Raw genomic sequence first — 25520 nt, 5'->3', positions numbered from 1 at the left:
CGTCATGGCCGTGAGCACCCGCAGCCACAGCTGCCGCACCGTCAACCGGCGAGCCCCAGCTCATCGAGGACGAGCAGCACCGACAGGAAGCCGAAGAACAGGAACGACAGCCCCAGCACGGCCAGTCGGAACCCGCGGACCTTCAGCTCCGCCGGCAGCGCCCGCCGGTTCAGCATGATCAGCAGCCCGGAGTAGATGAACATCTGCACGCCCGCGATCGAGGACGCGATCACCACGAGCAGGAACGGCCGGTCGACGCCCACCAGCAGGATCGTCGAGCCCACCGCGATCATGAGCCAGACGGTCGCGGCGTAGATCCGGCTCTCGGTCCAGACCGCGCTGTCCCGCAGGGCGTTGATCTTGAACTGGTCGGCGATGAGGCGGCTGGTGTAGTCGAGGATGCCGAGGTTGGTGGTGAAGAGCGCGATGGTGACGCCGATCCAGAACGCCATGCCGAACCACGGCGCCACGGTCTCGGACAGGACCTCGCCCTCCAACCGAAGGAAGGCGAGGTCGCGCTCCTGCACCTGGCCGACGCCGAGCGTCGAGTGCGCCAGCACCGCCAGTACGACCAGCGACGCGACGCCGATGAGGAAGAAGGTGATGAACTGCTCCCAGTTCGCCACCTTCCACCAGCCGCGCCAGCGCCGCATGTTCTCGGCGTCGGTCGGGAACATGTAGCCCAGGGAGGGCCTGGCCTCCTCGTGGCCGGTGATCGGGGAGACGATCCGGGGCATGTGCCGGCCCATCCCCATGCCCTTGTCGCGGATGTAGTTGCTCTGCACCAGGTTGTTCGCCCCGCCCGCGCCGGCGAAGGCCAGCGCCCCGAGCAGCAGGGCGATGGTCAGGTCCGACTGCCCGACGGGGAAGCCGACGCCGTCGGTGACCAGCGCGCCCCACGACGCCCCGGTGGTGGCGGTCGGGATGGCGACCAGCACGAACAGCATGATCAGCACCACCAGGACGCCCTGGATCTTCTCGACGGCCTGGTACACCACCGGCGACAGGGTCAACGTGAGGCCGATGGCGATCAGCGCCGCGATGGTGATCGGGACGATCGGCGCGTCATCGCCGAGCCCGAACACGAACGTCGCGGTGGTGGCCGCGCCGGTGGCCCAGCCGGGCCAGAGGTTCTGCAGCAGCGCGAAGACCACGAACAGCCACCACCACGGCTTCCAGAACCGGGCGAACCCGGTGATGGCGGACTCACCGGTGGCCAGCGTGTAGCGCTCGATCTCCATGTTGAGCACGAACTGGATGCCGAAACCCACCACGGCGGCCCAGATGAAGATGAAGCCGACCTGCGAGGTGATGTAGGGCCAGAGGATCACCTCGCCGGAGCCGATGGCCGTGGCCAGGATGATGACGCTCGCCCCGGCGACCTTGCGCAGGGGAACCGGTTCGGGCAGGTCGCGGAAGTCGACCGGCGGTAGGTACTTGCTCGGAAGGGTGGTCTGGGTCTTCTCGGCCACCGCGCCTCCTAGCGCGTCCGGGGACGCCACCGACTACCCCCGCGGAGCCGGACCGGCGTCCCGTTCGCACGGAGTGTCGCAGATCACCCCGGTCCGTCACGAGGGCTCCGGGCGAGCAGATCTTGCGCATCCGCACGTATGTGCGGTCAGGCGGTGTTCGCCGCCGCCGGTCGCGGGGCCGGGAAACCGCCCACCGCCTGCTCGAACGCGTGCGCCACGCGCAGCACGGTGGCGTCGTCGAAGCGCCGCCCGATGATCATCAACCCGGCCGGCAGACCGCCCACCAACCCCGCGGGCACCGTGCACGCAGGGTGGCCGGTCACGTCGAACGGCGCGCAGTTGCCGATCATCGACAGCGCGGTCGGCAGGTACTGCTCCAGCGGGGCGTCCAGCCCGACGATCGGCTGGGCCACGAACGGCAGCGTCGGCATGACCAGCACGTCGTGGGTGGTCAGGGCGTCGTCGTAGGCCTGGCGCAGGGTGAGCGCCAGGTTGCGGGCCATCGCGTAGTACCGCCCGCCGCCCAGCTCGAACGTGTAGCGCCCGGACAGCCCGACCAGCTTCACCGTCTTGGACAGCTCCGCCCCGTGCGTCGCCCGGCCCCGCGCGAAGTGCGCGATGAGCTCCGGGTCGTAGAGGCCCTGCCAGTTCATGCCGTAGCCGTTGCCGTCGAGCATCTGCAGCGCCGCGCCCTCGGTGGCGATCACGTTCCAGACCGCCATCGCGTCGGCGTGCCAGGGGACCGACACGTCCTGCGCCGTCATCCCCGCGCCGCGCAGCACGTCGACCGCCGCCCGGACGGCCTCGTCGACGCCGGGCTCGGACACCGCCGTGCCGAAGCCCTCGCCGACCACGCCGATCCGCAGCCCGGTCGTGGACTCGGCCAGCGCCGAGGCGTAGTCGACCGGGGGCAGGGTCGTCGGCTGGCGCGGGTCGAACCCGTCGACGCCGGCCAGCACGCCCAGCATCAGCGCGGCGTCGGCGACCGTGCGGGTCATCGGGCCGAGGTGGTCGATGGTCTGCTCGATCGGGAACGCCCCGGTGTAGGGCACCAGGCCGTGGGTCGGCTTGTGCCCGACGGTCCCGCAGAACGCGCTCGGGATGCGCACCGACCCGCCCTGGTCGCCGCCCAGCGCCAGGTCGACCTCCCCGGTGGCCACCAGCACCGCGCTGCCGCTGGACGACCCGCCGGCGTTGCGCGACGGGTCCCACGGGTTGCGCACCGGCCCGGGGTGCGAGGTGAAGCTGCCCCCGGAGAAGCAGAGGTCCTCGCAGACCGCCTTGCCGGCGATCGTCGCGCCCGCGGCCAGCAGCCGGGTGACCACCGTGGCGTCGCGGGAGGGCACGAAGCCCTCCACCGTCCGGGAGCCGTTCATCATCGGCACCCCGGCCACCGCCACGTTGTCCTTGATCGCGACCGTGCGCCCGGCGAGCGGCCCCTCGGCCGCGCCCTCGATCGACGTCGTGACGTACCAGGCGCCCAGCGGGTTGTCGGCGGGCTCCGACCACGCCCGCTCCGGCGCCTGCGGCGCGCCCGCGGCGTACAGCTCCGCCACCCGCTCCGAGGCGGCGAGGGTCGCGGCGACCGCAGGCGCGTACGCCGCCAGGTCGTCGGGGGTGAGGCGGAACGAGTAGTGCTCGCCCAGCGCGGCGAGACGGGCGGCGTCGGGGGGAGGGATCGGCACGGGGACTCCTCGGGGACGAGGGCGGGGGGCCTACCAGCGCGAAACGTACGAGCGCCGCGGAGAAGCTGTCAACGAGCCCGGGACGCACCTCGCGCTGCGGCCCGGTCGGCCCGTCGCCGTCATGCACGGAGCGTGATTGAGCGTCGGGCGGAACGGGCACTCGGCCTCCGAGCGTTCCAGGCCGCCGTGGCCCCCGACCGGGAGGAAACCCGTGACCGCCATCATCTCCGCCGTCCTGTTCGGTCTCGCACTGCTCTTCGCCCTCTTCGGGATCAGCCTCTCGATCATCACCGCCGAGGTCCTGATGCTGGCCGGTCTGCTCTGCCTGGCGCTGCACCTCGCGGGCGTGGGCAGCGGGCCGGTGAGGGTGCGCGGCTACTCGCGTCGCCGTCCCGCCCGCTGACCGTTCCGCCGTTCCGCGCACACCGACGCGCCCCCGCGACCGCGGGGGCGCGTCGCGTTTCCGGCGAAGATCCGCCCGCATCCCGGCGAAGCGCCCCGGCGGGTGCCGCGGGCCAGTAGCGTCCGGTCCGTGGCCGACTCCAGTCCCCCGCGGCTCGACGGCGACGACCGCCGGATCCTCGGCACCCTGCTGCGGTACGAACGGGAGTCGCTGGCCCGCAAGGTCGACGGCGTCGACGAATGGGACGCCCGCCGCGCACTCGTCCCGAGCGGGACCTCGCTGCTCTGGCTCGTGCGGCACATGGCGTGGGTCGAATCGTGGTGGGTGGAGGTGCGGTTCGCCGGCCGCGGTGCCGTGGTCGCCGATGACGAGGTCGGCCCGGACGACACCGTCACCGCCGCGCTCGACGCCTATCGCAGCGGGTGGTCGCGCGTCGACTCCGTCATCGAGGGCGCCGACCTCGACGACGTCTGCCGCGATCCCGGGAGCGGTCCTCCGCCGACGTTGCGCTGGGTGCTGGCGCACCTGCTGCAGGAGACCGCCCGCCACGCCGGGCACGCCGACATCCTCCGCGAGCAGATCGACGGCCTGACCGGGCGCTGAGCTTGCGGAACGCCGGCCGCGGCTCGTGGCACCGCGTCGTCGCAGAGGCGGCGTGCTCCTCGCAGAGCGCACCGCACCTGCGCGGAGCATGGAGAGTCTGCGAGGACGGGCCCGGGAGCCTGCCCGCGCGCGGCACCGCGCGGTGCGGCGGCCGGCGGGCATCATCCCGGGGATGCGCTTCCTCCTCCCCGCCCTCGGCGTGGTCCTGGCCGTGGTCGGCGTCGTCTGGACCCTGCAGGGCGCCGGCCTGGTCGGCGGCAGCTTCATGACCGGCTCCCGGCTGTGGCTGGTGATCGGCCTGCTCGCCCTGGTCGCCGGCGGCTGGCTGCTGGTCCGGGCCCTGCGCGCCAGGGCGCGGTGACGGCCGGCCGGCGGAAGTCAACCCCCGTGCCGCTGAGGTCGGCGGTCGGCGCTGTGGGGAAAGGCCAACGACAGCGGGGCGGGGCATCAGTACGGTCGAGACATGGTGGAACTGCTGCGGACCGCGGACCAGGTCATGCTGAGTTTCGCCCGCGCGCTGCTGACCGGATCCGGCATCGACCACCAGGTGGCGGGCCGGCTCGACGGCGACCCGCCGGTCGGAGGGTCGCAGCCCCGGCTGCTCGTCCCCGACGACCGGCTCGACGACGCGCGCTGGGTCCTGGCCGACGCCGGACTGCTGGAGACCGCGACCCGCTGACCGTCGGAGGGCGCAGGGGCGGCCCGTCGCCGCCGGAGTGATCAGGGCGTGAGCTGCGCCCGGCACAGCCGGCACACCCGACCGGGCTCGGCGGCCATCGCCGCGGCGAGCACGGTGCGCCCGCACACCGCCAGGTACCGGCCCTCGCCGCCGATCAGCCCGGACTCGTAGAGGCGGTACCCGACGAGGTGCGCCATGCCGTCGTCGGCCCCGCGCACCAGCACGAACGACCGCCCGGGCCCGAGGCGGCTCATGCCTTCCGCGGCCGCGGGTCGGCGGCGGGCACGACGCCGAGGAGCACGTAGGTCGGCCTCCCCTCCCGCCGCTCGGCCGCGAACACCCACACCGTCAGGCGCTCTGCCGTCATGGTCTCGGCGATGTCGAACGCCGCGGCCCTGCTCGGGGTGGACCGCAGGCGGACGACGTCCCGCACCCCGCCGCCGGCGTCGCGCTCCGTCCGTCGTCCCTGGACCTCGTAAGTGATCACGCTCTGGTTCCCCTTCCGTGATGCGCGTGGCCGCACAGTCACAGATTGCAGTGGAACTACTGGCGATGCGAGGTCTCTCTGTGGAACTCTCACCGCTCAGCGATTCGCCGCTGTACGTTGCCGTGCGCGGCGCTCGCAGACCAGGGGCTCACCGTGAAACACTTCGGAGGTGGTCATGAGCGGGGGCGGATCCGTCGTCGTGCGACGACAACTCGGCTCGAAGCTGCGTCAGCTACGCCTGGCGTCCGGCAAGAAGGTCACCGACGTGATCGAGGCGGGCATCGCCAGCAAGGCCAAGATGTCCAGGATCGAGGCCGGTCAGGGACCGGTGAAGATGGCCGACATCCGTGCGCTGTGCTGGTTGTACGGCGCCGACCCCGCCACCACGGACGCCCTCGCGGCGTTGGCGCCGGGCACCCAGCAGGAGGACTGGTGGGAGGCCGATCCGGGTGTCGTGCCCGAGTGGTTCGGTCTGTACGCCGGTCTGGAGTCCACAGCGCGCGAGATCAGGTGCTTCGAGCCGCAGCTCGTGCACGGCTTGCTGCAGACCGAGGAGTACGCGCGAGCCGTCATCGGGGTACTCCCGGACCTGGCGCCCGAGATCATCGAGCAGCGGGTCCGGTTCCGGATGGAGCGACAGCAGCGGTCCATGGACGGCGTCACAGTGATCATGGGCGAGGGGGCGCTCCGGTTGGTGGCCGGATCGCCCGAGGTCATGGCCGCACAGCTGGAGAGCCTCCGATCGTCGGCCGCGGATGTGCGGGTCCTCCCGTTCCGGGCCGGACCATCGCCGCGACGCTCGTCGTGGGCGCTGCTCGCGTTCGAGGACGCCGACGACCCGTCCCTGGTCTACATCGAGGGCGACGGGATCGCTCGCTACCTCGACAAGCCCCACGACTGGGCCCACTACGAGCAGGTCTGGTCGATCTTGATGGACCGAGCGGTACCGATTGGAGAGTGGCCGACGTGACGACGCCATGGATCAAGGCATCCGCCAGCAACGAGGAAGGCTCGTGCGTCGAGATGCGGTCGCACGACGACATGATCGAGGTGCGGGACACCAAGGACCGCGGCGGCCCGGTGCTGCGGTTCACCCGCGCCGAGTTCGCCGCGTGGCTCGACGGCGCCCGCGGTCGCGAGTTCGACCACCTGCTGGACGGCGCCTGACGCGCCCCGCCGGTCAGGGCGCCGCGGTCGTCGGCTGCAGCACCGCCTCCACCAGCGCCTCGGACCGGAGGTGGGTGCCGGTCTGGTACTCGGGGTCGCGGACCATGTCCGCGAACGCCCGCCGGCTGGGGTAGCGGACCAGCAGCACCGCGTCCCAGGCCTGCCCGGACTCGGCCACCACGGGGGTGTGGCCGTAGCCGTAGTAGACGACCTCGGCGCCGAAGCGGGCCGAGGTCCGGTGGAAGTGCGCGATGTACTCGTCGTAGCGGGCGCGGCCGCCGTCGGCGAACCGCAGCAGGTTGAGCATGGTGACCGGCTGATCGGGGGCCTCGGCGAGGAAGGCCTTGAGGTCCGCGCCGGTGGGGTCGACGGCCATCGGCCCAGTCTGGGGGATCGCCCCCTGCTGCGGCATGTGATCGCCGTCCCGGCCGCGGCGGCACCGGGCCCGGCGGAGGTCTGTGTCGGACGTGTAACGGCGGGGCAGCCGTCACGATACGTAGACAGCCTTTCACTCGGCGGTGTCGGGTCAGCGACGTCACCGTGCAGCGCCAGATCGGTGAGGGCGTCACCGGCACCGCCGGCACCCTGGCCGACGACGGCACCCGCTGACCGTTCGGACCACCGGTGGCACCGCGACCCGCGACGGCGTTGCCAGGGGCTTGCGCCTCAAGCCGCATGAGACCCCAGAGTGGGCGCCGTGGAGGACAACCAGCTCTACCCCATCGGGGACGTGGCGCGCCGGACCGGGCTGAGCGTGAGCGCCATCCGGTACTACGCCGACGACGGCGTCATCGCGCCCACCGGCCACAACGACGCCGGTCACCGGCTCTACGACGTCGACGCCATCGCGCGGCTGGAGATCGTCCGCACGCTGCGCGAGCTCGGCGCGGGTCTGGACGACATCCGCCGGCTGCTGGCCGAGGAGACGACCCTGCGCGACCTGGCCACGACGCACCTGGCGCTCGTCGAGCGGCAGCTGCGCCACCTGCGCGCCCGGCGGGCCGTCCTGCGGACCGTCGCCGACCAGCACACCACGACCGAACGGGTGGCCCTCATGCACGACCTCGTCTCCATGTCCGACGACGACCGCAACCGGCTCCTCGACGAGTTCTGGGACGAGATCACCGACGGCCTCACCGTGCACCCCGCGTTCGTCGAGCACCTGCACCGGATGCGGCCCGACCTGCCGGAGGAACCGACCACCGAGCAGCTCCAGGCCTGGATCGCACTGGCCGACCTGGTGCGCGACGACGCCTTCCGCCGCGAGGTCCGCCGGTTCTTCCGCACCGCCTTCTCCTCGCCCCGGTCGCTCGAGCTGACCGCGCCCCGACGGCTGGACCTCATCGAGGAGTGCCGCCGGGTGCAGGTCGAGGCATGGGAGGCGCAGCGGGCCGGGCTGCCGCCGGACTCCCCGCGGGCGCAGGAGATCGCCGAGCGGCTGCTGGCCACGGTCGCCGAGCTCTTCGCCGACGCGAGCGGGGGCCCGCTCGGCGAGCCCGACATCGCCGAGCTGCGGCGCTCCATGGCTGCCCCCGACCCCGCCGGCGCCGCCCACCAGCAGGCCGATCGCGTGGTGTCGGAGTTCACCGACCTGCTGGGCACCTACATCTCACTGATGGCCACCATCAACCCGCCGCCGGAACCGGACCCGCAGGACCCGGGGGAGAGCGAGCAGTGGATCGCCGCGGCCCTCACCGCGTCCGGCCCGCGGCACGGGCCCGGACCGCGGCGCTGAGGTCCGGTCCGGAGGCGGCGGGCACCGACCGCCACGGCTCAGGGGAGCTCGACGACGATCTTGCCCCGCACCCCGCCCCGCTCCAGGGCCCGGTGCGCGCCGGCGATATCGGCCAGCGGGAACACGCGGTCGACCTGCGGGCGCAGCGCTCCGGACCGCACCCAGCGGCCGAGCTCGGCCAGGAGCGGGGTGGTCGGGTTGCCGCTGAAGAAGCGGACCCAGCGGCGCCGCCGCGGCGCGTGCGCCGCGATGAAGCCCAGCGAGCGGAGGGGGTGGTCGAGGTCGAACGCGATCGCGACCATCCGCCCGCTCGGGGTGAGTACCCGGCGGAAGGAGGGCAGGGCGCTGCCCACGGTGTCCAGCACGACGTCGAAGCGGCCCAGGTCGGCCGGGCCGCGGTAGTCGATCGCCTCGTCCGCGCCGAGCTCCGTGACCAGGTCGAGGTTGTCCGCGCCGGCCAGCCCGGTGACGTGCGCCCCCATGGCCTTGCCGAGCTGCACGGCGACGTAGCCGACCCCGCCGCTGGCCCCCCGCACGAGCAGCCGCTCGCCGGGCGCGAGGGCCGCCACGTCGCGCAGGGCGGTGATCGCCGTCGTCCCGACGGGCAGCGCGGCGGCCCGCACCGCGTCGAGCCCGGCCGGGACGTGGTCGAGCCGGCGGGCCGGCACGGCGACGTACTCCGCGGCCGATCCCATCGTCCGCCCGAGCAACCCCCAGACGAAGTCTCCCGCCGCGAACCTGCTGTTTCCGGGCTCGACCACCTCACCGGCCAGGTCGATCCCGATGCGCTTGGGGAACCGGTAGCCGCTGAACGGGCGCAGCCGCCCGGCGCGGAGCGCCAGCTCGCCCCCGTTGACCGACACCGCCCGCACCCGGACCAGTACCTCGCCCGGGCCGGGGCGCGGAACGGGAGCGGTGGTCACGGTCAGGACCTCGGGTGGGCCGTACCGGTCGAAGGTCGCGAGCCTCGTCGTCGTGGGAGTCGCCGTGGAAGCCATGGTCCACTTCTAGCAGCGGAAGCGGACGGTGCCTTCCACTTGACCTAAAGTGGGAGGCGTGCCGACAGCATTGCCTCGCTTGCGCGCGGACGCGGCGGCCAACCGCGCGCGGATCCTGGAGGTCGCGCGGGAGGCGTTCGCGGCCGAAGGGCTGGACGTCCCGATGACGGCGATCGCGCACCGCGCCGGCCTCGGCGTCGCGACGCTCTACCGCCGCTTCCCCACCAAGGAGGACCTGGTCGCGGAGGCCTTCACCGAACAGCTGGACGAGTGCGCCGGCCTGCTCGACGCCGCGCTCGCCGATCCCGATCCGTGGCGCGCGTTCTGCTGGATGGTCACGCAGCTGTGCGAGATGCAGGCCAGGGACCGGGGGTTCTCCGCGGCGTTCGTCACGGCCTCGCAGAGGACGACCGAGTTCGGCGCGCTGCGCGAGCGGGCCGAGCGGGGCTTCGCCGAGCTCGTCCGGCGCGCGCAGGAGGCGGGCGGCCTGCGCCGCGACTTCCACCCGGCCGACCTGTCGCTGATCCTGCTGGCCAACGGCGGCGTGCGGGCCGGGACGGCGGAGCTGACCGCGGCCGCGTCGCGCCGTCTCGTGGCCTACCTGCTGCAGGCGTTCCGGGCCGACGGCGCCGCCCCGCTGCCCCGACCCACCGCCGTCCCGCTCGACGCGGCCCTGCGCTGAGCCCCCGGCGTCACCCGCGCCGGTCGGTGAGCACCAGCGTGCTGCGCCCGCGGCCAGGCACGCGACCGCGACCGCGCTCGCGACCAGCAGCGGCTGGTCGACGACCACCATCCCGGCGGCCAGCAGCCACGCGTTCAACGGGCTGGTCCGGGTGTTCGCGGTGATGCCCGGGAACACGCCCCACGTCCGCAGGTCAGCGCAACCCCCACCACCGCGCTGGGCGCACGCAGGACTCCGGTCCGGTGGGTGATCCCCGCCCCGGCGGGTCGCTGCGCCGGTCGGACCACGGGCGAGGGCGGTCCTAGCCGAGCCGGACGTCGGTGGAGCGGGACTCGACGGCGTCCAGGGTGGCGAGGGCGGCGTCGTCGAGGGTGATCCCGCCGACCGCCAGGTTGGCGTCGAGGTGGTCGTGGTCGGCGGTGCCGGGGATGAGCAGGACGTTCGGGGCGCGGTGCAGCAGCCAGGCGAGGCCCACCTGGGCGGGCGTGACACCGAGGGAGTCGGCGACGACGTGGACGGCGGGCTCCTCGGTGACCTTGGGCAACCCCGCGAACGCCCCGCCGAGCGGGAAGAACGGCACCCACGCGACGCCCTCGGCCGCGCACAGCCCCAGCAGGTCGTCGTCGTCGCGGGCGACGAGGCTGTAGGCGTTCTGCACGCAGGCGATGCCGGCGGGCAGGGCGCGGCGCAGGCCGTCGGGGGTGACGCCGCTCAGGCCGATCGCGCCGACCTTGCCCTCGTCGCGCAGGGCGGTCATCACCGCGAGCTGGTCGTCGAGGTCGACCACCTGGTCGCCCTCGGGGCGCATCCCGGGGCCGGAGTCGAGCCGGCGGAGGTTGACCACCGCGAGGCGGTCGACGCCGAGGCTGCGCAGGTTGTCCTCGACGCTGGCGCGCAGCTCCTCGGGCCGCTGCGCGGTCCGCAGCGGCAGCCGCCCGCCGGGGTCGGGGTCGGCGCCGACCTTGGTGGCGACCATGACGTCGTCGGTGGGGCGCAGGGCTTCGCGGATCACGGCGTTGGCGAAGCCGAAGCCGTAGAACTCGGCGGTGTCGACGTGGTCCACGCCCGCGTCGACCGCGTGGCGCAGCAGGGCGACGGCCTCGTCGCGGCGGTCGTGCAGGCGGTCGAGCTGGGCCGCGCCGTAGCCGATCCGGGCGACGGCGCGGCCGGCGATCGCGGCGGTGCGGGTGGGAGTGCTGATGGCGGGTCTCCTCGGTGATCGGGACGAACGCTCGTGTTCGTCGCGTGGTCGACCCTCGTGCGTGGAATGACAGATGTCAATAGTTGTCAGTCAGTGTGCGCCAGTTCGCCTGACAGAGTTCGACATCTGTCAGGGCAGTGGCTTACGTTCGTGTCGGCGGGCCAGTGACGAGGAGACCGGATGCGCGCGGAGCCGCTCGACGCGGAGGCGATCGTGTCGGCCACCGAGGAGGTGCTGCGCCGCCACGGCCCGGACAAGGCCACCGTGGTCGACGTCGCACGGCTGCTGGGGGTGAGCCACGGCAGCGTCTACCGGCACTTCCCGTCCAAGGCGGCGCTGCGCGAGGCGGTGACCCGCCGCTGGCTCGACCGGGTGCGCGAGGACCTCGCCGCGGCGGCCGGGGACCCCGCGACGGCTCCTGCCGACCGGTTGCGAGGCCTGCTCGTCACGGTGTTCGCCGCGAAGTGGGCGAAGGCCCGCCAGGACCCGGAACTGTTCGCCACCTTCCAGGTGCTGGCCGCGGAGCACAGCGCGGTGTCGTCGGCCCACATCGCCTTCCTGCTCGACCGGATCCGCGCCGTCGTCGTCGACGGCATCGCCGACGGCGCATTCGCCGGGGGCGACCCGGAGGTGATCGCGCGAGCGGTCCTGAACGCGACCAGCCGCTTCCACGATCCGAGGCACGTCGCGGAATGGGGCTCCCCCGAGGTCGAAGCGGAGTCCGAGGGCGTCATCTCGCTCATCGTCGACGGTATCCGGGCACGCTGAGGTCCGCGTCCCCGCCGCCGGGGCCGCACCGCCCGGGGCGGCGACGGCTCACCCGGTGGGGGCCGGCTCGTCCGACGTCGTCCGGCGGGTGCTGAGCGCGACGAGCACCGACGCCGCGGTCAGCGCCACCCCGAACCAGACGGCGCTGGTGACGCCGAGGCCGTCGACGAGCAGGCCGGCCACGAAGGCGCCGATCGCGATGGAGGTGTTGTAGGCCAGCGTGTTGAGCGACATGGCGGCTTCGAAGGTCCCGGGTGCGGCGGCCTGCGTCATGGTGAGCTGGCTGAGCTGGGTGATGCCGTAGGAGATGCCCCAGAGGGCCAGCAGGACGACCGGGGCGACCTCGCCCCGGCCGACCGCGAGCAGCAGCAGGGTCGCCGCGAGTCCCGAGCCGCCGACGACGTAGCCGGTCCGCGGGCTCCTGGGCACCGTCCACCCGGCGATGGCGTTCCCGACGGCCCCGCCCACCCCGAAGACCACCAGGCACACCGTGATGAACGCGGGCGTGGCCGCTGCGCCGCCCTCCAGGAAGGGGCGGACGAACGTGTACGCCCCGAAGTGGCCGAGCACGAACAGCACGACGACGAGCAGGACGAGGCGCAGCCGCGCGTTCCGCCGCGGCAGCCCGAAGACCTCCCGGAGCGTCACGGTGTTCTGCGGGGGCAGCGACGGGACCGCCGCGGCGACCGCGAGGAGCGCCAGCACGCTGAGACCGGCCCAGATGAGGAACGTGCTCCGCCAATCCGTGACGCTCTCGACGACCGTGCCCAAGGGGATGCCCACGACGGCGGCCACCGAGATGCCGGACATCACGACGGCGGCCGCCCTGCTCGCGTGTCGTTCCGGGACGATGCGCATCGCCATGCTCACGCCGATGGCCCAGAACACGCCGCTGGCGAATCCGGTGACCAGCCGCGTGAGCAGCACCAGCGGGTAGTCCGGGGAGACGGCGGTGACCACGTTCCCCAGTGCCAGCACCGCCAGCAGCGCCGTCAGCAGCGCGCGCCGGTCGAGGCGCCTGGTCCAGGCCACGATGAACGGCGCGCCCAGTCCGGCCGAGATGCCGTACAGGGTGACCATCAGCGCGGCCGTCCCCGTCGACGTGCCCAGGCTGGTGCTCAACGGGGTGAGCAGGCCGATGGGCATCAGTTCGGTGGTGAGGAAGACGAAGAGGCTGGCCGTGATCGCCGCGACGCCCGACCAGCCCCTCCGGGTCGAGTACCGGCGCTCCTGCGTTTCCATGTGGTTCCTTCGTCCGCTGGGTGTCACCGGCGATTCCAGTCGAAGGCGAGCGATGAATCCAATACATGCTTGTCATCCCATCGATCTCGATGAACGATGAATCCGTGGAGCTCCAGCAGATGCGCTACGTCGTCGCCGTCGCGGAGACGAGCAGCTTCACCCGGGCCGCCGAGCGGTGCCTGGTCGTGCAGTCCGCCCTCAGCCACCAGATCGCGCGCCTGGAGCGGGAACTGGGCGCCCGGCTCTTCGAGCGCACCAGCCGCCGGGTGCGCCTCACGCCGGCCGGCGCCGCGTTCCTGCCCGCCGCCCGCCAGTGCCTGGACGCCGCCGAGCGCGCCGCCGCCGAGGTCGCCGCCGCGGTCGGCGAGGTGCGCGGGCGACTCGCCGTGGGCCTGATCTCCACGGTCGCCGCGATCGACGTCGCCGGCGCCCTGCGCGAGTTCCGCCGGCGGTACCCGCACGTGCGCATCAGCCTGCGCGTGCGGGCGAGCGAGGAACTCGTCGAGCAGGTGGAGCAGGGTGCGGTCGACGTGGCCTTCCTCGGGCTGCCGACCACGGCGCGGCCCCGCGGCGTCGACGCCCGCGAGCTCGCCCGCGACCGGCTCGTCGCGGTGGTCGCACCGGACCATCCCCTCGCCGGGGAACCGGCGGTCGACCTCCGCAGGCTCTCCACCGAGGTGTTCGTCGACCTGCCGGCCAGGACGGCCGGGCGCGCCCAGTCCGACCAGGCCTTCTCGGCCGCGGGCCTCAGCCGCGACGTCGCCTTCGAGGTGACCACCGCGCACCTCATCGCCCGGCTGGTCGAGCAGGGCCTGGGCGTCGCCATGCTCCCGTCCGCCTACGTCCCCCAGCTCACCGGCGTGACCACGGTCGAGGTCGTGGACGCACCGGTCCGGGTCGAGTACGCCGCCTGGAGCCGCGACGGCTGCTCGCCCGCGGCGACCGCCTTCCTCGCCGTCCTCGACATCCCCGTCGACCTCCCCGTCGCGCACGGCGCGGGCTGAGCCCGCGGCGGTCGGCGCACGAAGTCGCCGGTCGCCTGCCCACCGACTCCGCCACCCTGGTCCGCGGAGGCCGGGAGCGGCGGGTGGGAGCGGGTCATCACCGGCGACCTCGCGTCCGGCATCACCGACGACGAGCGGTGGCTGGTGCACCGGGTGCTCGACCGCGACCTGCGGCTGCTGAGCCTGGAGGAGCTGCGGGAGGCGGTGGCGATGCCGCTGTTCAGCGTCGAGCCCGGGGCGACCGTGGTGTACCACGCCCTGTTCCAGGACGTGGCGATCCTGCCCTGGGCCCGGCCGCGGTGGTCGGACTCGGACCCGGACTCGGACTCGGACTCGGACGGACCGTGATCGTCGGTCGCCGGTCCGAGGTGCGCGGCGGCGCCTCCCGTCCAGCAGGGTCGTGGCACGGGCCCGGCCGGGCCGCTCGGCGCCGCGTGGGGGAGGGGGCGTCCTACCGCGGCCGGTCCGGCCGGTCGGCCTCCGCGTCGAGCACCGCGAGCAGCCGGTCGAGGGTGCGGCAGGCCTCGTCGAACTCCGTCGCGCCGACGATGTCGCCCCAGCGGGTCTCGATCTCGGCCACCCGGTGCCCGGCCACGGCGAGCGCCTCGCGGCCGCGAGGGGTGGGCCGGATCAGCCGGGCGCGCCCGTCGGTGGGGTCGGGCACCCGCTCCAGGTAGCCGCGGCGCTGCAGGTCGTCGACCAGTTCGGCGGCCGCGGCCAGGCTGAGGTTGGCCCGGGCGGCCAGTGCGGTGAGCCGGATGCCGTCCACCCCGACGTTGCCGAACACCTGCAGGTGGGCCTCCCGGATGTCGCCGAACCCGCGTTCCTGCGCGACCTCGAAGACCTCCCGCCGGAACCGGTGCAGCAGCCGCACCAGCAGCTGTCCCACGGCCGGGCGGTCCTGCGGGAGCGGGCGGACCGGACTTGACGATGCCATGGCCCGGAATGATACTACGGAAGCCGAAACTTCGGATTCCGTAGTACTTGAGGAGACCAGCCGTGCCGACGAACCCCGCCACCACCGCATCGATCCCCACCGACGCCGGAGAGCTGCACGTCAGCACCGTCGGCAGTGGCCCGCCCGCGCTGCTGTGGCACAGCATGCTGATCGACTCCCGGCAGTGGGACCGCGTGCGGGACCGCCTCGGTGCCCACCGCACGCTGGTGCTGGTGGACGGGCCCGGCCACGGCCGCAGCGGTCGCCCGCCCCACGGCACCGACCTGGACACCTGCGCTGCCGCCGCGGTGCAGGTCCTCGACGCGCTGGGGTCGGCCGACGTCGACTGGGTCGGCAACGCCTGGGGCGGGCACGTGGGCCTGGCCTTCGCCGCCCGGCACCCCGACCGGGTGCGCACCCTGACCGCCGTGGCCGCCCCGCCCACGCCGCTGCCGCCCGCCCAGCACAAGCGGATCGCGCTGCTCGTGGCCGCCTACAAGGTCACCGGGGCCGCGCGCCCGCTGCGCGCGGCGGTCCAGGCCAGCCTGCTGAGCCCGGCGACCCGCGCCGACGACCCGGCCGCCGTCCAGCTGGTGGCCGACGCGTTCGCCGGGGCCGACCGCACCGGCCTGCACCGGGTGATGACGGCGATGATGTTGGAGCGCCCCGACCTGAGCGAGCGGCTGCCGCGCATCACCGCACCGACCCTGTTCGTGGCCGGCGGCGAGGACCCGATCTGGTCGCCGGAGCGGGCGGCGGCCGCGGCCGCGGCGATGCCGCGCGGTACGAGCGCGGCGATCGCCGGAGCCGGGCACCTGCCTCCGCTGGAGTCGCCGGAGGCCTTCGCCGAGCAGGTGCTGCGGCTCTGGGGCTGACGCGCGGGTGCGCCGATCCGGCCGGGCCGCGGCCCGCGGGCCGACCCGGTCGGCGAGCGGCTGGTCAGGTGGCCGCGCAGAGCGTCTCGCGCGCGGCCTCGACGACCTGCGCGGCGTCGGCCTCGGAGAGCCGGCGGTCGCCGGCGGTGAACCGCTCGACCGCGTTGGCGGCCGGCTTGTCCTCGGGCAGGCCGTTCTGCAGGCCGAAGCAGATGCTCTCGCCCCGGCCGACGGCCTGCTCGGGCTGCTCGGCCAGCGCCGGCTCGACCGCCGCGAGCCGCTCCACGAACTGCTGTTCCGGCGGAGTCAGGGGTCCGGTCGCGGGTCGGGCGGCGGTCGCGGCCGGGGCCGGCGGGGCGGGCGGGGCCTCGGCGGGGGTCGGCGCGGCGCCGGCGCAGCCGGCCGGCACGAGCGGGGGGAGGACGAGGGCGAGTCGCGGGGAGCGGGTCACTCCTGATCATCACCGAGTGTGAGCGACTGGTTACAGCCCGGCCCGCGGAGCGCAGCACCGGCTCGGCGGCGTGGTCGCGGACGTCGTCGGCACGGGCGAGCGGGAGGGGCGGGGAGCCGTCCGGAGCTATCCTGCGTCCGGGACGACTCGCAGGGTGCGACGGCCGCAGGGGGTGCCCGTGTTCGGCGTTGCAGTGGTGACCGCACTCGTGGCGGTGGTGGCGGTGGCCGCCGCCCTGCTGATCGGCAGGCCCGCCGACGCGCGGCGCATCGTCCGGCCGGCCGGGGCGGCGATCGTCGTCCTCACCGCCGGGCTGCTCGCGCCGTCCACGGTGCAGGACTCCGGCTCCGCGGCGATCTACCTGTTGGGTGTGCCCGTCGTCGCCGCCCTGCTCCCGCTGGCGGCTCCGCGGGTCGGCGTCGCGGCCCGGGTCGTCGACCTGCTCGCCGGTGCGGTCGTCGGCGGGTGGGGCCTGCTGCTGGCGCTGGGCATCGGCGTGGCGTTCCTGCCGGCCGGGTTGCTGTACCTCGCCGGCGCCGCGGTGGTGCCGGGCGACGGCAGGGCGCCCGCTGGGCACCGGACCGACGGCGTGGGCCGCGCCCGGTAGGTCGCGTCGACCGCGGGTGGCGCCCCGCGGATCGGGGCCGCCGACCCGCGACCGCACCGCCTACCCGCCGATCGGGGTGCGGTGCGCGGCCCGGGCGCGCCGGTACTCCGCGGCGGCCTCCGCCACCGCGGGGGCGGCGTCGCGGGGGAGCAGGACGCCGGCCTCGACGGCCCGCTGGGTGGCCGCCTCGAACCGCGCCAGGTAGCCGGCCTCGTCGCCGTAGAGCGCGTCGAGCTGTTCGGGGGTGAAGGGCCGGTTGGACCCGCGGAGCGCGCCGGCGAAGTCGGTGCTCACCGGGACCGAGCTGTTGGTGGCCACCGGGGCCTCGACCTGCGGCAGCCGGACCCCGCCGCGCGCGATGCCGTGCTCGTCGCGCACGACGGTCGGCTCGTCGCCGGCGAACTCGATCTTCGGCTGGCCGGGCGCCGGGGCGCCGCCCCCGGCCCAGCGGTTCAGGTGGTGCAGTGCGGCGTCGTAGTACGGCGTGATCGCGATGCGGTTCATCCGCTCGGACAGCGGCGGCGCGACGCCGAACTCGCGTTCGTACTTCCGGTTGCGCAGCGCCTGCGCCTGCACCGCGACGTGCGTGGTGCCCGCCGACTCCCAGGTGACGAAGCGGTCGGTGTCGGGCTGGCGCACGCCGTGGCAGGCGATCGCCTCCAGCTCGGAGTTGACCACCATCACCGGCACGTCGAGCTCGCGGAGCAGGTTGGCGCCGCGCGGCAGCCGGGCCGGGCCCGGGCCGGCGGCGGGGGACACGGTGCGGTCGCCGCCTTCGAGCGGGGCGCCGGCCCCGAAGTAGATCTGCAGCAGGAAGCCGTCGAACACGCGGCCGAGCGGGTGGATCGCGTTCACGTAGGTCGCCAGCCGGGCGGCGGACTGCGAGGCCCCCATGGCGATCACCCTGCGCACGTCGAGCCCGCCGAGCGGATCGACGCCCGAGGTGTCGCGGTCCGCGCCGACCGCGCGTCCGACCTGCGCGAAGATGTCGTAGGAGCACTCGTCGGCCGGGATGTCGAGCATCCCGTAGCGCTGCGGGTCCCAGGCGGCGAGGCCCTGCGGGTCGGCCGCGAAGCCGTGCACACCGACGCGCTGCGCGGTGGCGCCGACGAAGGCGTACCCGCCCTCCAGGATCTCCGGGGTCTCGCCGTGGAAGAGCTCGTAGCCCGCGGTGACGTTGTTCCAGCAGACGACCGCGGTGCCGTTGAACCGTCGCGGATCGGCGGGGCGGTAGACGAGCATCCGCGTGGTGAACGGCTGCGTGCCCTTCGGCTCGGCGTGCCACCGCCCGTCGCGACCCCACCCAGTGCCCTCTATCCGGCGGTAGGTGGTGGCGTCGCCGGAGAGGAAGAACTCCTCCTCGACGTAGCCGTGCTCGGCGAGGTCGACGACCGGCCGGCCGAAGGCCCAGCCGTGGTCACCACCGGTGACGGGTCCATCGATCATGGCTCTCCCTGGCTGACGGCGTTGTCGTCCACCAGGTTGACCGACCGGCGCCCGTCCGCAAAGCCCCGCCGATCACCGCGACGAGCCCCGCTCGGTGTCGATGCGGTAGCCGACGCCGGTCTCGGTGGCGATGATCGCGGGTTCGCCGAGGCGCTTGCGCAGGGCGGAGACGGTGATGCGCACGGCGTTGGTGAAGGGGTCGGCGTTCTCGTCCCACGCCCGCTCCAGGAGCTCCTCGGCGCTGACGACACCGCCCTCGGCGGCGACGAGCACGTCGAGCACGGCGAACTGCTTGCGGGTGAGCGCGACGTAGCGGCCGTCGCGGTGGACCTCGCGGCGGAACGGGTCCAGCCGCAGGCCGGCGATCTCCCGCACCGGTGGTCTGCTGTGCGCGCGCCTGCGCTCGAGCGCCCTGAGCCGCAGCACCAGCTCCCGCAGCGCGAACGGCTTCGTCAGGTAGTCGTCGGCACCGAGCCCGAACCCGGAGGCCTTGTCGTCGAGCCGGTCGGCGGCGGTGAGCATGAGGATGGGCGTGCCGCTGCCGGAGGCGACGATGCTCTCGGCGATCTCGTCGCCCGACGGGCCGGGGATGTCGCGGTCGAGGACGGCGATGTCGTAGGTGTTGACGCTCAGCAGCTCCAGGGCGGTGTCGCCGTCGCCGGCGATGTCGGCGGCGATCGCCTCCAGCCGCAGGCCGTCGCGGACGGCCTCGGCCAGGAAGGGCTCGTCCTCGACGATCAGCACCCGCATGCCCCCCATCCTCCCGACCGGGGCATATCGGCGGCGTATCAGGCCGCGACGTGCCGGTCCGGTGCGACCGGCGCGTCCGGGTGCCCCGCTCGCCGCACCATGACGACGTACAGGCCCCCGAAGACGACCACACCGAACACGGCGAGGGCCACGGCCAGCGGGACCGCGAGCGCGGCGTAGGTGCCGGTGAGCAGCAGCAGCGCGGGCACCCACCCCGTCACCCAGCCCTGGATCGCGCAGACCGCCCCGGTGTAGCGGCTCAGGCTCTCCCGCTTCAGGCCGAGCACCAGGAAGAACAGCAGCCACAGGAAGGCCCAGTGCAGCCAGATCACGCCGAAGCCGGGGTCGTCGAGCCGGGTGAAGTTCAGTCCGGAGTAGACCAGCGCGGAGACGAACACGAACAGGCAGAAGTAGCCCAGCCCGGTGCCGTCGAGGCCGAACGTCAGGTTCAACCCGACGTAGAGGTAGGTGAAGGCGAACAGGTAGAGCCCCGCCGCCGACAGGATCGTGTCGGCGTCGCCGTTCGCGGTGAAGATCAGGTATGTCGGGGTGATGATCTGCAGCGCGCCGACGAAGAAGTTCATCGGCGCGGCGGACGTCGCGTCCACCCAGCCCAGCAGCATCGCCCCGTTGATGAACAGCACGGCGCCGACGAACAGCAGTCCGACCGATCCCATGGCTCGTCCCTCTCTCGGGGTACACGGGTGATCGGTGACGGGCGCCGCGCTCGCGCCGCCCGTCACCGCAGGGGGCCCGGCGGTGCCGGGCGCCCGGAGTCGGTCAGGCCTTCGCCATCGGGACGCCCTGACCGGGGTCGACCTGCTGCGGCCCGTTCGCGCTCGGCCGCACGTCGATGTCGAAGATCGCGGTCGGGAGGTAGACCGTCGAGCACGAGTTCGGGATGTCGACCACGCCCGACAGGCGGCCCTCGATCGGCGCGGCGCCCAGGATCATGTAGGCCTGGATGGCGCTGTAGCCGAACTTCTGCAGGTAGTCGATGGCGTGCAGGCAGGCCCGCTGGTAGGACAGGTGCGAGTCGAGGTAGCGCTGCTCGCCCGAGAGCGTCACCGACGTGCCGGAGAACGCGAGCCACTGGTCGTAGCGGGGGTCGACGTTGCCCGGCATGAAGATCGCGTTCTCGCTGACCCCGTAGGTCGCCATCCCGCCCTTGATGACGTCGACGTGCAGGTCCATGAACCCGCCCATCTCGATCGCCCCGCAGAAGGTGATCTCGCCGTCGCCCTGGGAGAAGTGCAGGTCGCCCATCGAGAGCTTCGCGCCGTCGACGAAGACCGGGTAGAACACCCGCGAACCCTTGGTGAGGTTCTTGATGTCCTGGTTGCCGCCGTTCTCGCGCGGCGGTGCGGTGCGGGCGCCCTCCGCCGCGGCCCGGGTGAAGTCGTCGCCGCTCAGGCTGCCCAGGACCGCGGAGTCGGGGTTGGGGGGCAGCGCCAGCGGGGGCACCCGGTCCGGGTCGGTGTCGATGAGGGCCTGCTCGCGGGCGTTCCACCGGCCCAGCAGCTCCGCCGACGGGGCGGTGCCCATCAGCCCGGGGTGCACGATGCCGGTGAACGACACCCCCGGCACGTGCCGTGATGTCGCCTTCCCGCCCTGGAAGTCCCAGATGACCTTGTAGGCGTCCGGGAACTGCTCGGTCAGGAACCCGCCGCCGTTGCGGGTGGCGAAGACGCCGGTGTAGCCCCAGCCCTGGCCGGCGAGCGGCCCCGAGTCCTCCTGCGGGATCGGGCCGACGTCGAGGATGTCGACGATGAGCAGGTCGCCCGGCTCGGCGCCCTCGACGGCGATCGGGCCGGACAGCACGTGCACGCCGGCCAGCGGGGCGTTGAGGATGTCCTCGGCGGAGTCGTCGTTGTGGATCGCGCCGTCGAACCACTCGCGGCAGTGCACCCGGAAGCTGTCCCCGGGCTTGACGCGCACCTGCGCGGGGATGTCGGGGTGCCAGCGGTTGTGGCCGACGATGCGCTGCTCGGTGAACTTCTTCTCGGAGTCGAGCGGGAACACGAGCTCGGGCATGCGGGAGCACCTCTTCTCGGTGGCACGGTCGATCGCGGCCCGTCCGACGGACGGGCCGATGAGGACGCGGCCCCGGGGGGCCGGGATCGGGCTGGGATCAGGGGCGGGGGAGGTGGCGGGTGCGCGGGTCCAGCCGCGGCGCGGGTGCGGCGCGACCAGGGCGGGGTGCGCCCGGGATGGTCGACACGACGGCGGGCTCGGTCCGCGAGGCCTCGGTCCGGTCGATCAGGGCCATCCGGCCGCGGTCGGCGAGCCCCAGCATGGGCGCGGTGATCATCCGCGGCGCGGTCGCGCCGCAGGTCGGGCACGGGACCGTCGCCGGGGCGGTGCCGATCGGTCGGCGGACGTCGAGCGGGCCGTCGGCGTCGCAGCGGTACGTGTACGTCGCCATCGGGGGCCCCTCACGGTCGTCATCGGCCGGTGCGGAAACTATTTCTCAGGAAAGTACTTGTCGGGCGCGGGGGTGTCAACGGTCGGGTTGGATCAGAGCTGCTGGATGACATCCCAGGTCAGGCCGTCCGCGGCGGCCAGGAACACGCGCTGGCGCAGGTGGCGGTCGCGGACCTGGACGGTGCCGCGCGGGCTCTCGTAGGACAGCCCCTCGGCCACCGCCGTCATCGGCGGGACCTCCGCCGAGCCCGCCCGCCGCATGAGCGCCGTGAGCAGCCGCACGCCCTCGTAGCACGACTCGCCCAGGCTGTTGAGCACCGGCGCCTCGGCGCCGAAGCGGCGGAAGTACGCCGTCGCGAAGTCCAGGCTCGACGCCGTCGTGAGGTCCTCGAAGTAGCCCGCCGAGGTCATCAGCCCACGCGTGTTCTCCGCGCCGGAGGCGAGCAGCACGTTCTCGTCGATCAGCGAGCTGAACCGCAGCATGTCGCGGTCCAGGCCGAGCGCGCTGAACGCCCGGTTGAACTCGACGGCGTCGGCGCCGATCAGCAGCATCAGCACGGCGTCGCAGCCGCTGCGCTCCACGCGCCGCAGCACCGGCCCGAACTCGGTCGTGCCCAGCGGCACGTACACCTCGTCGCAGACCGTGCCGCCGATGCGGCGCAGGTAGCGCCGCGCCACCGCGGCCGAGCGGCGCGGCCAGACGTAGTCGTCGCCGACGATCGTCCACCGCCGGGCCCCGGCCGACGCGGCGAACCAGTCCAGCGCCGGGCCCAGCTGCAGGTCGGGCGTCTCGCCGGTGAGGAACACCCCGGGCCGGTGCTCACCGCCCTCGTACAGCGCGGTGTAGGCGTAGGGCACCCGGCCGTCGATAACCGGGGCGACGGCCTCGCGGACGGCCGAGATGTGCCAGCCCGTCACGGCCTCGACGGAGCCGGCCTTGAGCAGCGCGTCGACCTCGCGGGCCACCGTCGCCGGGGCGGCGCCGCCGTCGACCGGGACCAGGTTCAGCTCGCGGCCGAGCACGCCGCCCTCAGCGTTGATCTCCTCCACGGCCAGCGAGGCGCAGCTCTCGCACGACGGCCCGAAGATGCCCGCCGGCCCCTGCAACGGGATGACCAGCGCCATGTTCAACACGTCGCGGCTGCGGACGGGCGGCATCGTGAGATGCTGAGGGGCCTCGTAGCGGGCCATCCGGCCACGCTAGCCACATCCGCAGTTCGCGGACTGCTCCGTTCGGAGGACGGGTCGAGTGAGCGACGAATCGCTGCGCCTGCTCTCGCTCGTCGAACGTGCCGCGACCCAGCGCCTCGACGACGCCCTGCGCGCCGCCGGCGGCGACGTCGACCAGTGGCGCATCCTGTCGCTGCTCACGCAGCGGGGCGGCTGCCCGATGAGCGCGGTCGCCGAGCACGCCCTCCTGCTCGCCCCGAAGCTGTCCAAGCTCGTCGACCGGATGGTCTCGGCCAACCTCGTGCTGCGCCGCGTCGACGAGGAGGACCGCAGGCGCGTCCTGATCTTCGCCACCGCCCGCGGCCGACAGGCCCTGGCCGTGTGGGACGTCGCCGCGGCGACCGTGCGGGAGCAGTTCGGGGAGATCCTCGGCCCCGACACCGACGCGCTCGACGAGCTCCTGCGCCGGCTCTCGCACGGCCTGCGCTCCTCGGACGCCCCCACGGGCTGAGCGCGGCCTCAGGACTGCCGGGCCAGGATGCAGAACTCGTTGCCGGAGGGGTCGGCGAACACCCGCCAGGGGTGGTCGGACGGGTCGGAGAGCGCCGTGGCCCCCCGCTCCAGGACGCGTTCGACGATGTCGTGGTCGCCGGCGTCGGGGCGCACGTCGAGGTGCAGCAGGTTCTTCCCGCGGCTGGGCTCGGGCTCGGGGCAGAGCTCGAGCAGCGGGCCGACACCCGACGGGTGGCGCAGCGTCGTCGTCCCCGCCCGCGGTACCCAGTCGGTGATCTCGGCCCAGAACGCGGTGTCCCGGTCGGGATCGGCGCTGTCGAGCGGCAGCGCCGCGATGGGCCCGGTGGTGCCGCGGTAGACCTCGCGGTCCTCCATCACGCAGAAGGCGTTGCCGTCGGGATCGCTGAGCACCGTCCACGGCACCCCGCCCTGGCCGATGTCGGCGTGCTCGGCGCCGAGGTCGAGCAGCCGTTGCGCGACCTCCTGCTGGCGCGGTCCGCCGGCGAGGTCGAGGTGCAGGCGGGCCGGTGAGGTGGAGGGCGAGGCGACCCGCTGGAAGCACAGATCGAGGAACGCCTCGTCGCTGAGGTGCAGCCGGGCCTCGAAGAGGTCCGGCTCGTTCGTCATCGACTCCGCGCCGAGGGCGGCCGCCCAGAACCGGCCGAGCCGGTGGGGGTCACGGGCATCCCAGACGATGTTCTCGAGTCGCACCGGCGCCACTGTGCAGCGGGCGGGGCGTCGGTGCAACCGCGTCCAGCCCCGAGCCCGGCTCGTCCGATGCGCCCGCCCGGCCACACGGGCGCCTCGGCGACGGCGTCCCGCTGCACGCTGCTCACGCACACTCGCGGGCCCGGGCGAGCAGCAGGTCCCGCTCGCGCTCGTTGGCCGTGAGCCCGGCGGCCCGCTCGAACTCGGCCCTGGCCTCGGCCGCGCGGCCCAGCTTGGCCAGCAGGTCGCCGCGGACGCTCGGCAGCAGGTAGTAGTCGCGCAAGCGCCCGCCCAGCCCGTCGACCAGTTCCAGGGCGGCCGCCGGACCGTCGGCCATCGAGACGGCGACCGCGCGGTTCAGCTCGACGACCGGCGACGGCGCCACGCGGGCCTGCCCGCGGACAGGGGCGCAGCACGAGGAACACGTAGCCGGCCGCGGAGGGCGCTGGAGACCCGGACGTCGATCGCCGGGGTGGCCGGCTTGGTCAGCGTGTCCGCTCGGCGGGCCCGCCGGTCGCGCGGCTCCATCGCCGCCCTCACCCCTTCCGGCCGACGTCGCGGCGCATCGCCGGCCGGTCCTTCTTCCGGCGAGCGACCTCGGTGAACCCGGCCGCGACGAACGCGGACGCCATCCCGGTCATGGCGTTGTCCGCGCCGGCCTTCGTGCCCGGTGCCGGTTCGACGGGGAAGCCCTCGACCGTCCGCAGACCGTTCTCGGCGGCGAACGAGCACGCCGCCTCGATCATCCCGGCCTGCAGGCCCTGCCGGCGGTGGCTGCGCCGCACGTACAGGCAGGTGATCACCCAGACCGGCGTGTCGTCGAGCGCCTTGGTCACCGGCGAGCGCTGCAGGCGGGGGTACTCGGAGCGGTCACCGATCCCGACCCACCCGACCGGCTCGTCGTCGACGTAGCAGACCAGGCCGGGCGGCGGCTGCTGCTCGGCACGTGCCCGCAGCGCGCTCCTGTTCCCGCCGTCCCGGCCGGCCTCCCACTCGGCGAAGGACAGCCGCCAGTGCATGCACCAGCAGTCCCGGGCCCCGCCGTTCGATCCCATGACCTTCTCGAAGTCCGCCCAGGTCTGCGGCGTGAGGGGGGCCGCCGCGACGGTCGTCATGTCGCTGCTCCTTCGTCATCGGGACGGACGTCGAGGTCGTCCGATCCGGACCCCGGCCGGGACCGGATCGCCGTGGCCCACGCAGCGGATCCGCCCGCGGCCGACGGGCGCCGGTCGCGGTCGGAGCCTCGGGGGCAGCACCATCGAACGGCCGATGGTGGTGACGATAGTCGAGTTCGACCGCCTGCCACTGCTCGTCGGTCAACTCGTGCCTGCACACCACAACTCAAGATCAAACCAGGCCAGGCCGAACGGCTTCGAGGACGCTCCCTAGTACTCCAGCCGTAGATCGTTATGGCCAGTTGAGGGTTGCTTCCTGGCGCTGGTAGTGGCTGGTGCGGGCGCGGTGTTGGTGTCGTCGGCGCCAGCTCGACCAGGCTGTGGGGCAGGCCAGGGCG

At 73.8% G+C, this 25520-nt stretch carries 32 protein-coding genes and 1 pseudogene; 14 read left to right on the top strand and 19 right to left on the bottom strand.

The window, feature by feature from the left end; all coding sequences use genetic code 11:
• Positions 1 to 41 precede the first annotated feature (41 nt).
• Both KDL28_RS29265 and KDL28_RS29260 read right to left on the bottom strand, forming a co-directional pair.
• Entirely contained in the window at positions 42 to 1472 is a 1431-nt protein-coding gene (locus KDL28_RS29265; RefSeq protein ID WP_252443779.1) for an Nramp family divalent metal transporter, read from the bottom strand.
• A gap of 146 nt (positions 1473 to 1618) precedes the next feature.
• Positions 1619 to 3157: an amidase gene (locus KDL28_RS29260; RefSeq protein WP_252443777.1), complete on the bottom strand. Its 1539-nt coding sequence runs from the start codon at positions 3155 to 3157 to the stop codon at positions 1619 to 1621.
• A gap of 211 nt (positions 3158 to 3368) precedes the next feature.
• Between KDL28_RS29260 and KDL28_RS29255 the strand changes: the two genes are divergently transcribed.
• From KDL28_RS29255 to KDL28_RS29240, 4 genes are all read left to right on the top strand, one after another.
• A complete protein-coding gene (locus KDL28_RS29255; protein ID WP_252443775.1) occupies positions 3369 to 3560 on the top strand; it encodes a hypothetical protein in 192 nt (63 codons plus the stop codon).
• A 129-nt stretch (positions 3561 to 3689) separates the two neighbouring features.
• Positions 3690 to 4163 (top strand): DinB family protein, encoded by a 474-nt coding sequence (locus KDL28_RS29250; protein WP_252443773.1) that lies wholly within the window; start codon positions 3690 to 3692, stop codon positions 4161 to 4163.
• Positions 4164 to 4335: 172 nt separating this feature from the next.
• Positions 4336 to 4524: a hypothetical protein gene (locus tag KDL28_RS29245; protein ID WP_252443771.1), complete on the top strand. Its 189-nt coding sequence runs from the start codon at positions 4336 to 4338 to the stop codon at positions 4522 to 4524.
• A 102-nt stretch (positions 4525 to 4626) separates the two neighbouring features.
• The gene (locus KDL28_RS29240) at positions 4627 to 4842 is read left to right on the top strand and encodes a putative signal transducing protein (protein ID WP_252443769.1); all 216 of its coding nucleotides are present in this window, start codon (positions 4627 to 4629) and stop codon (positions 4840 to 4842) included.
• A 41-nt stretch (positions 4843 to 4883) separates the two neighbouring features.
• Here KDL28_RS29240 and KDL28_RS29235 read toward each other — a convergent pair whose 3' ends face one another.
• Both KDL28_RS29235 and KDL28_RS29230 read right to left on the bottom strand, forming a co-directional pair.
• Complete coding sequence (locus KDL28_RS29235) at positions 4884 to 5096, bottom strand: hypothetical protein (RefSeq protein WP_252443768.1); 213 nt, start codon at positions 5094 to 5096, stop codon at positions 4884 to 4886.
• A complete protein-coding gene (locus KDL28_RS29230; protein WP_252443766.1) occupies positions 5093 to 5329 on the bottom strand; it encodes a hypothetical protein in 237 nt (78 codons plus the stop codon). Before KDL28_RS29230 ends, KDL28_RS29235 begins: the two co-directional genes overlap by 4 nt.
• A 175-nt stretch (positions 5330 to 5504) precedes the next feature.
• Here KDL28_RS29230 and KDL28_RS29225 point away from each other — a divergent pair, with 175 nt between their 5' ends.
• Together KDL28_RS29225 and KDL28_RS29220 are read left to right on the top strand one after the other, a co-directional pair.
• Positions 5505 to 6299 carry a helix-turn-helix domain-containing protein gene (locus KDL28_RS29225; protein ID WP_252443765.1) on the top strand — a complete coding sequence of 265 codons (795 nt, stop codon included), beginning with the start codon at positions 5505 to 5507 and terminating at the stop codon, positions 6297 to 6299.
• On the top strand, positions 6296 to 6496 hold the full coding sequence (locus KDL28_RS29220) for a DUF397 domain-containing protein (protein ID WP_252443763.1): 201 nt from the start codon (positions 6296 to 6298) through the stop codon (positions 6494 to 6496). The genes KDL28_RS29225 and KDL28_RS29220 overlap by 4 nt, the downstream gene beginning before the upstream one ends.
• 13 nt (positions 6497 to 6509) lie before the next feature.
• Here the strand turns inward: KDL28_RS29220 and KDL28_RS29215 are convergent, their stop codons facing one another.
• Complete coding sequence (locus KDL28_RS29215; RefSeq protein WP_252443761.1) at positions 6510 to 6872, bottom strand: DUF1330 domain-containing protein; 363 nt, start codon at positions 6870 to 6872, stop codon at positions 6510 to 6512.
• A gap of 321 nt (positions 6873 to 7193) precedes the next feature.
• On the opposite strand from KDL28_RS29215, the gene KDL28_RS29210 reads away from it, so the two are divergent.
• On the top strand, positions 7194 to 8231 hold the full coding sequence (locus tag KDL28_RS29210) for a MerR family transcriptional regulator (protein WP_252443759.1): 1038 nt from the start codon (positions 7194 to 7196) through the stop codon (positions 8229 to 8231).
• Positions 8232 to 8269: 38 nt separating this feature from the next.
• Here the strand turns inward: KDL28_RS29210 and KDL28_RS29205 are convergent, their stop codons facing one another.
• Positions 8270 to 9154 (bottom strand): NAD(P)-dependent alcohol dehydrogenase, encoded by an 885-nt coding sequence (locus tag KDL28_RS29205; RefSeq protein WP_443698378.1) that lies wholly within the window; start codon positions 9152 to 9154, stop codon positions 8270 to 8272.
• A 154-nt stretch (positions 9155 to 9308) separates the two neighbouring features.
• Between KDL28_RS29205 and KDL28_RS29200 the strand changes: the two genes are divergently transcribed.
• Positions 9309 to 9911: a TetR/AcrR family transcriptional regulator gene (locus KDL28_RS29200; protein WP_252443755.1), complete on the top strand. Its 603-nt coding sequence runs from the start codon at positions 9309 to 9311 to the stop codon at positions 9909 to 9911.
• A gap of 301 nt (positions 9912 to 10212) precedes the next feature.
• Here KDL28_RS29200 and KDL28_RS29195 read toward each other — a convergent pair whose 3' ends face one another.
• Positions 10213 to 11112 (bottom strand): aldo/keto reductase, encoded by a 900-nt coding sequence (locus KDL28_RS29195; RefSeq protein ID WP_252443890.1) that lies wholly within the window; start codon positions 11110 to 11112, stop codon positions 10213 to 10215.
• A 180-nt stretch (positions 11113 to 11292) separates the two neighbouring features.
• On the opposite strand from KDL28_RS29195, the gene KDL28_RS29190 reads away from it, so the two are divergent.
• Positions 11293 to 11880, top strand: coding sequence for a TetR/AcrR family transcriptional regulator (locus KDL28_RS29190; protein ID WP_252443753.1), 588 nt, complete (start codon positions 11293 to 11295; stop codon positions 11878 to 11880).
• 48 nt (positions 11881 to 11928) lie between these two features.
• On the opposite strand, the gene KDL28_RS29185 is transcribed toward KDL28_RS29190, so the two are convergent.
• Positions 11929 to 13122, bottom strand: a complete 1194-nt coding sequence (locus KDL28_RS29185) for an MFS transporter (RefSeq protein WP_252443751.1) — start codon at positions 13120 to 13122, stop codon at positions 11929 to 11931.
• A gap of 104 nt (positions 13123 to 13226) precedes the next feature.
• On the opposite strand from KDL28_RS29185, the gene KDL28_RS29180 reads away from it, so the two are divergent.
• A complete protein-coding gene (locus KDL28_RS29180; protein WP_252443888.1) occupies positions 13227 to 14126 on the top strand; it encodes a LysR family transcriptional regulator in 900 nt (299 codons plus the stop codon).
• 144 nt (positions 14127 to 14270) lie between these two features.
• The gene (locus tag KDL28_RS29175) at positions 14271 to 14474 is read left to right on the top strand and encodes a hypothetical protein (RefSeq protein ID WP_252443749.1); all 204 of its coding nucleotides are present in this window, start codon (positions 14271 to 14273) and stop codon (positions 14472 to 14474) included.
• Positions 14475 to 14577: 103 nt separating this feature from the next.
• Here the strand turns inward: KDL28_RS29175 and KDL28_RS29170 are convergent, their stop codons facing one another.
• Positions 14578 to 15063, bottom strand: coding sequence for a MarR family winged helix-turn-helix transcriptional regulator (locus KDL28_RS29170; protein WP_252443747.1), 486 nt, complete (start codon positions 15061 to 15063; stop codon positions 14578 to 14580).
• A 62-nt stretch (positions 15064 to 15125) separates the two neighbouring features.
• Here KDL28_RS29170 and KDL28_RS29165 point away from each other — a divergent pair, with 62 nt between their 5' ends.
• Positions 15126 to 15938, top strand: coding sequence for an alpha/beta fold hydrolase (locus tag KDL28_RS29165; RefSeq protein ID WP_252443745.1), 813 nt, complete (start codon positions 15126 to 15128; stop codon positions 15936 to 15938).
• 64 nt (positions 15939 to 16002) lie between these two features.
• Here the strand turns inward: KDL28_RS29165 and KDL28_RS41740 are convergent, their stop codons facing one another.
• Positions 16003 to 16389, bottom strand: coding sequence for a DUF732 domain-containing protein (locus KDL28_RS41740; RefSeq protein ID WP_252443743.1), 387 nt, complete (start codon positions 16387 to 16389; stop codon positions 16003 to 16005).
• 196 nt (positions 16390 to 16585) lie between these two features.
• Here KDL28_RS41740 and KDL28_RS29155 point away from each other — a divergent pair, with 196 nt between their 5' ends.
• Positions 16586 to 16996 carry a hypothetical protein gene (locus KDL28_RS29155; RefSeq protein WP_252443741.1) on the top strand — a complete coding sequence of 137 codons (411 nt, stop codon included), beginning with the start codon at positions 16586 to 16588 and terminating at the stop codon, positions 16994 to 16996.
• A gap of 60 nt (positions 16997 to 17056) precedes the next feature.
• On the opposite strand, the gene KDL28_RS29150 is transcribed toward KDL28_RS29155, so the two are convergent.
• From KDL28_RS29150 to KDL28_RS29125, 6 genes are all read right to left on the bottom strand, one after another.
• Positions 17057 to 18442, bottom strand: coding sequence for an alpha/beta hydrolase domain-containing protein (locus KDL28_RS29150; protein ID WP_252443739.1), 1386 nt, complete (start codon positions 18440 to 18442; stop codon positions 17057 to 17059).
• Between the two features lie 72 nt (positions 18443 to 18514).
• A complete protein-coding gene (locus KDL28_RS29145) occupies positions 18515 to 19192 on the bottom strand; it encodes a response regulator transcription factor (protein WP_252443737.1) in 678 nt (225 codons plus the stop codon).
• Between the two features lie 38 nt (positions 19193 to 19230).
• The gene (locus KDL28_RS29140; RefSeq protein WP_252443736.1) at positions 19231 to 19869 is read right to left on the bottom strand and encodes an AmiS/UreI family transporter; all 639 of its coding nucleotides are present in this window, start codon (positions 19867 to 19869) and stop codon (positions 19231 to 19233) included.
• Between the two features lie 103 nt (positions 19870 to 19972).
• Positions 19973 to 21226: a formamidase gene (gene fmdA, locus KDL28_RS29135; protein ID WP_252443734.1), complete on the bottom strand. Its 1254-nt coding sequence runs from the start codon at positions 21224 to 21226 to the stop codon at positions 19973 to 19975.
• Positions 21227 to 21323: 97 nt separating this feature from the next.
• Entirely contained in the window at positions 21324 to 21617 is a 294-nt protein-coding gene (locus tag KDL28_RS29130) for an FmdB family zinc ribbon protein (RefSeq protein ID WP_252443732.1), read from the bottom strand.
• A gap of 92 nt (positions 21618 to 21709) precedes the next feature.
• Entirely contained in the window at positions 21710 to 22774 is a 1065-nt protein-coding gene (locus KDL28_RS29125) for a substrate-binding domain-containing protein (RefSeq protein ID WP_252443730.1), read from the bottom strand.
• A gap of 91 nt (positions 22775 to 22865) precedes the next feature.
• Here KDL28_RS29125 and KDL28_RS29120 point away from each other — a divergent pair, with 91 nt between their 5' ends.
• A complete protein-coding gene (locus KDL28_RS29120) occupies positions 22866 to 23297 on the top strand; it encodes a MarR family winged helix-turn-helix transcriptional regulator (RefSeq protein WP_252443728.1) in 432 nt (143 codons plus the stop codon).
• Positions 23298 to 23305: 8 nt separating this feature from the next.
• Here KDL28_RS29120 and KDL28_RS29115 read toward each other — a convergent pair whose 3' ends face one another.
• The 3 genes and pseudogenes from KDL28_RS29115 to KDL28_RS29105 form a co-directional block, all read right to left on the bottom strand.
• A complete protein-coding gene (locus KDL28_RS29115; RefSeq protein WP_252443726.1) occupies positions 23306 to 24010 on the bottom strand; it encodes a VOC family protein in 705 nt (234 codons plus the stop codon).
• 121 nt (positions 24011 to 24131) lie between these two features.
• Positions 24132 to 24398: pseudogene (locus KDL28_RS29110) on the bottom strand (RNA polymerase subunit sigma-24); the annotation flags it as partial.
• A gap of 145 nt (positions 24399 to 24543) precedes the next feature.
• The gene (locus KDL28_RS29105; protein WP_252443724.1) at positions 24544 to 25122 is read right to left on the bottom strand and encodes a GNAT family N-acetyltransferase; all 579 of its coding nucleotides are present in this window, start codon (positions 25120 to 25122) and stop codon (positions 24544 to 24546) included.
• Positions 25123 to 25520 lie beyond the last annotated feature (398 nt).

This window comes from Pseudonocardia humida, assembly GCF_023898865.1.
GTDB lineage: Bacteria > Actinomycetota > Actinomycetes > Mycobacteriales > Pseudonocardiaceae > Pseudonocardia > Pseudonocardia humida.
This window is presented reverse-complemented; position numbering and strand designations above follow the sequence as displayed.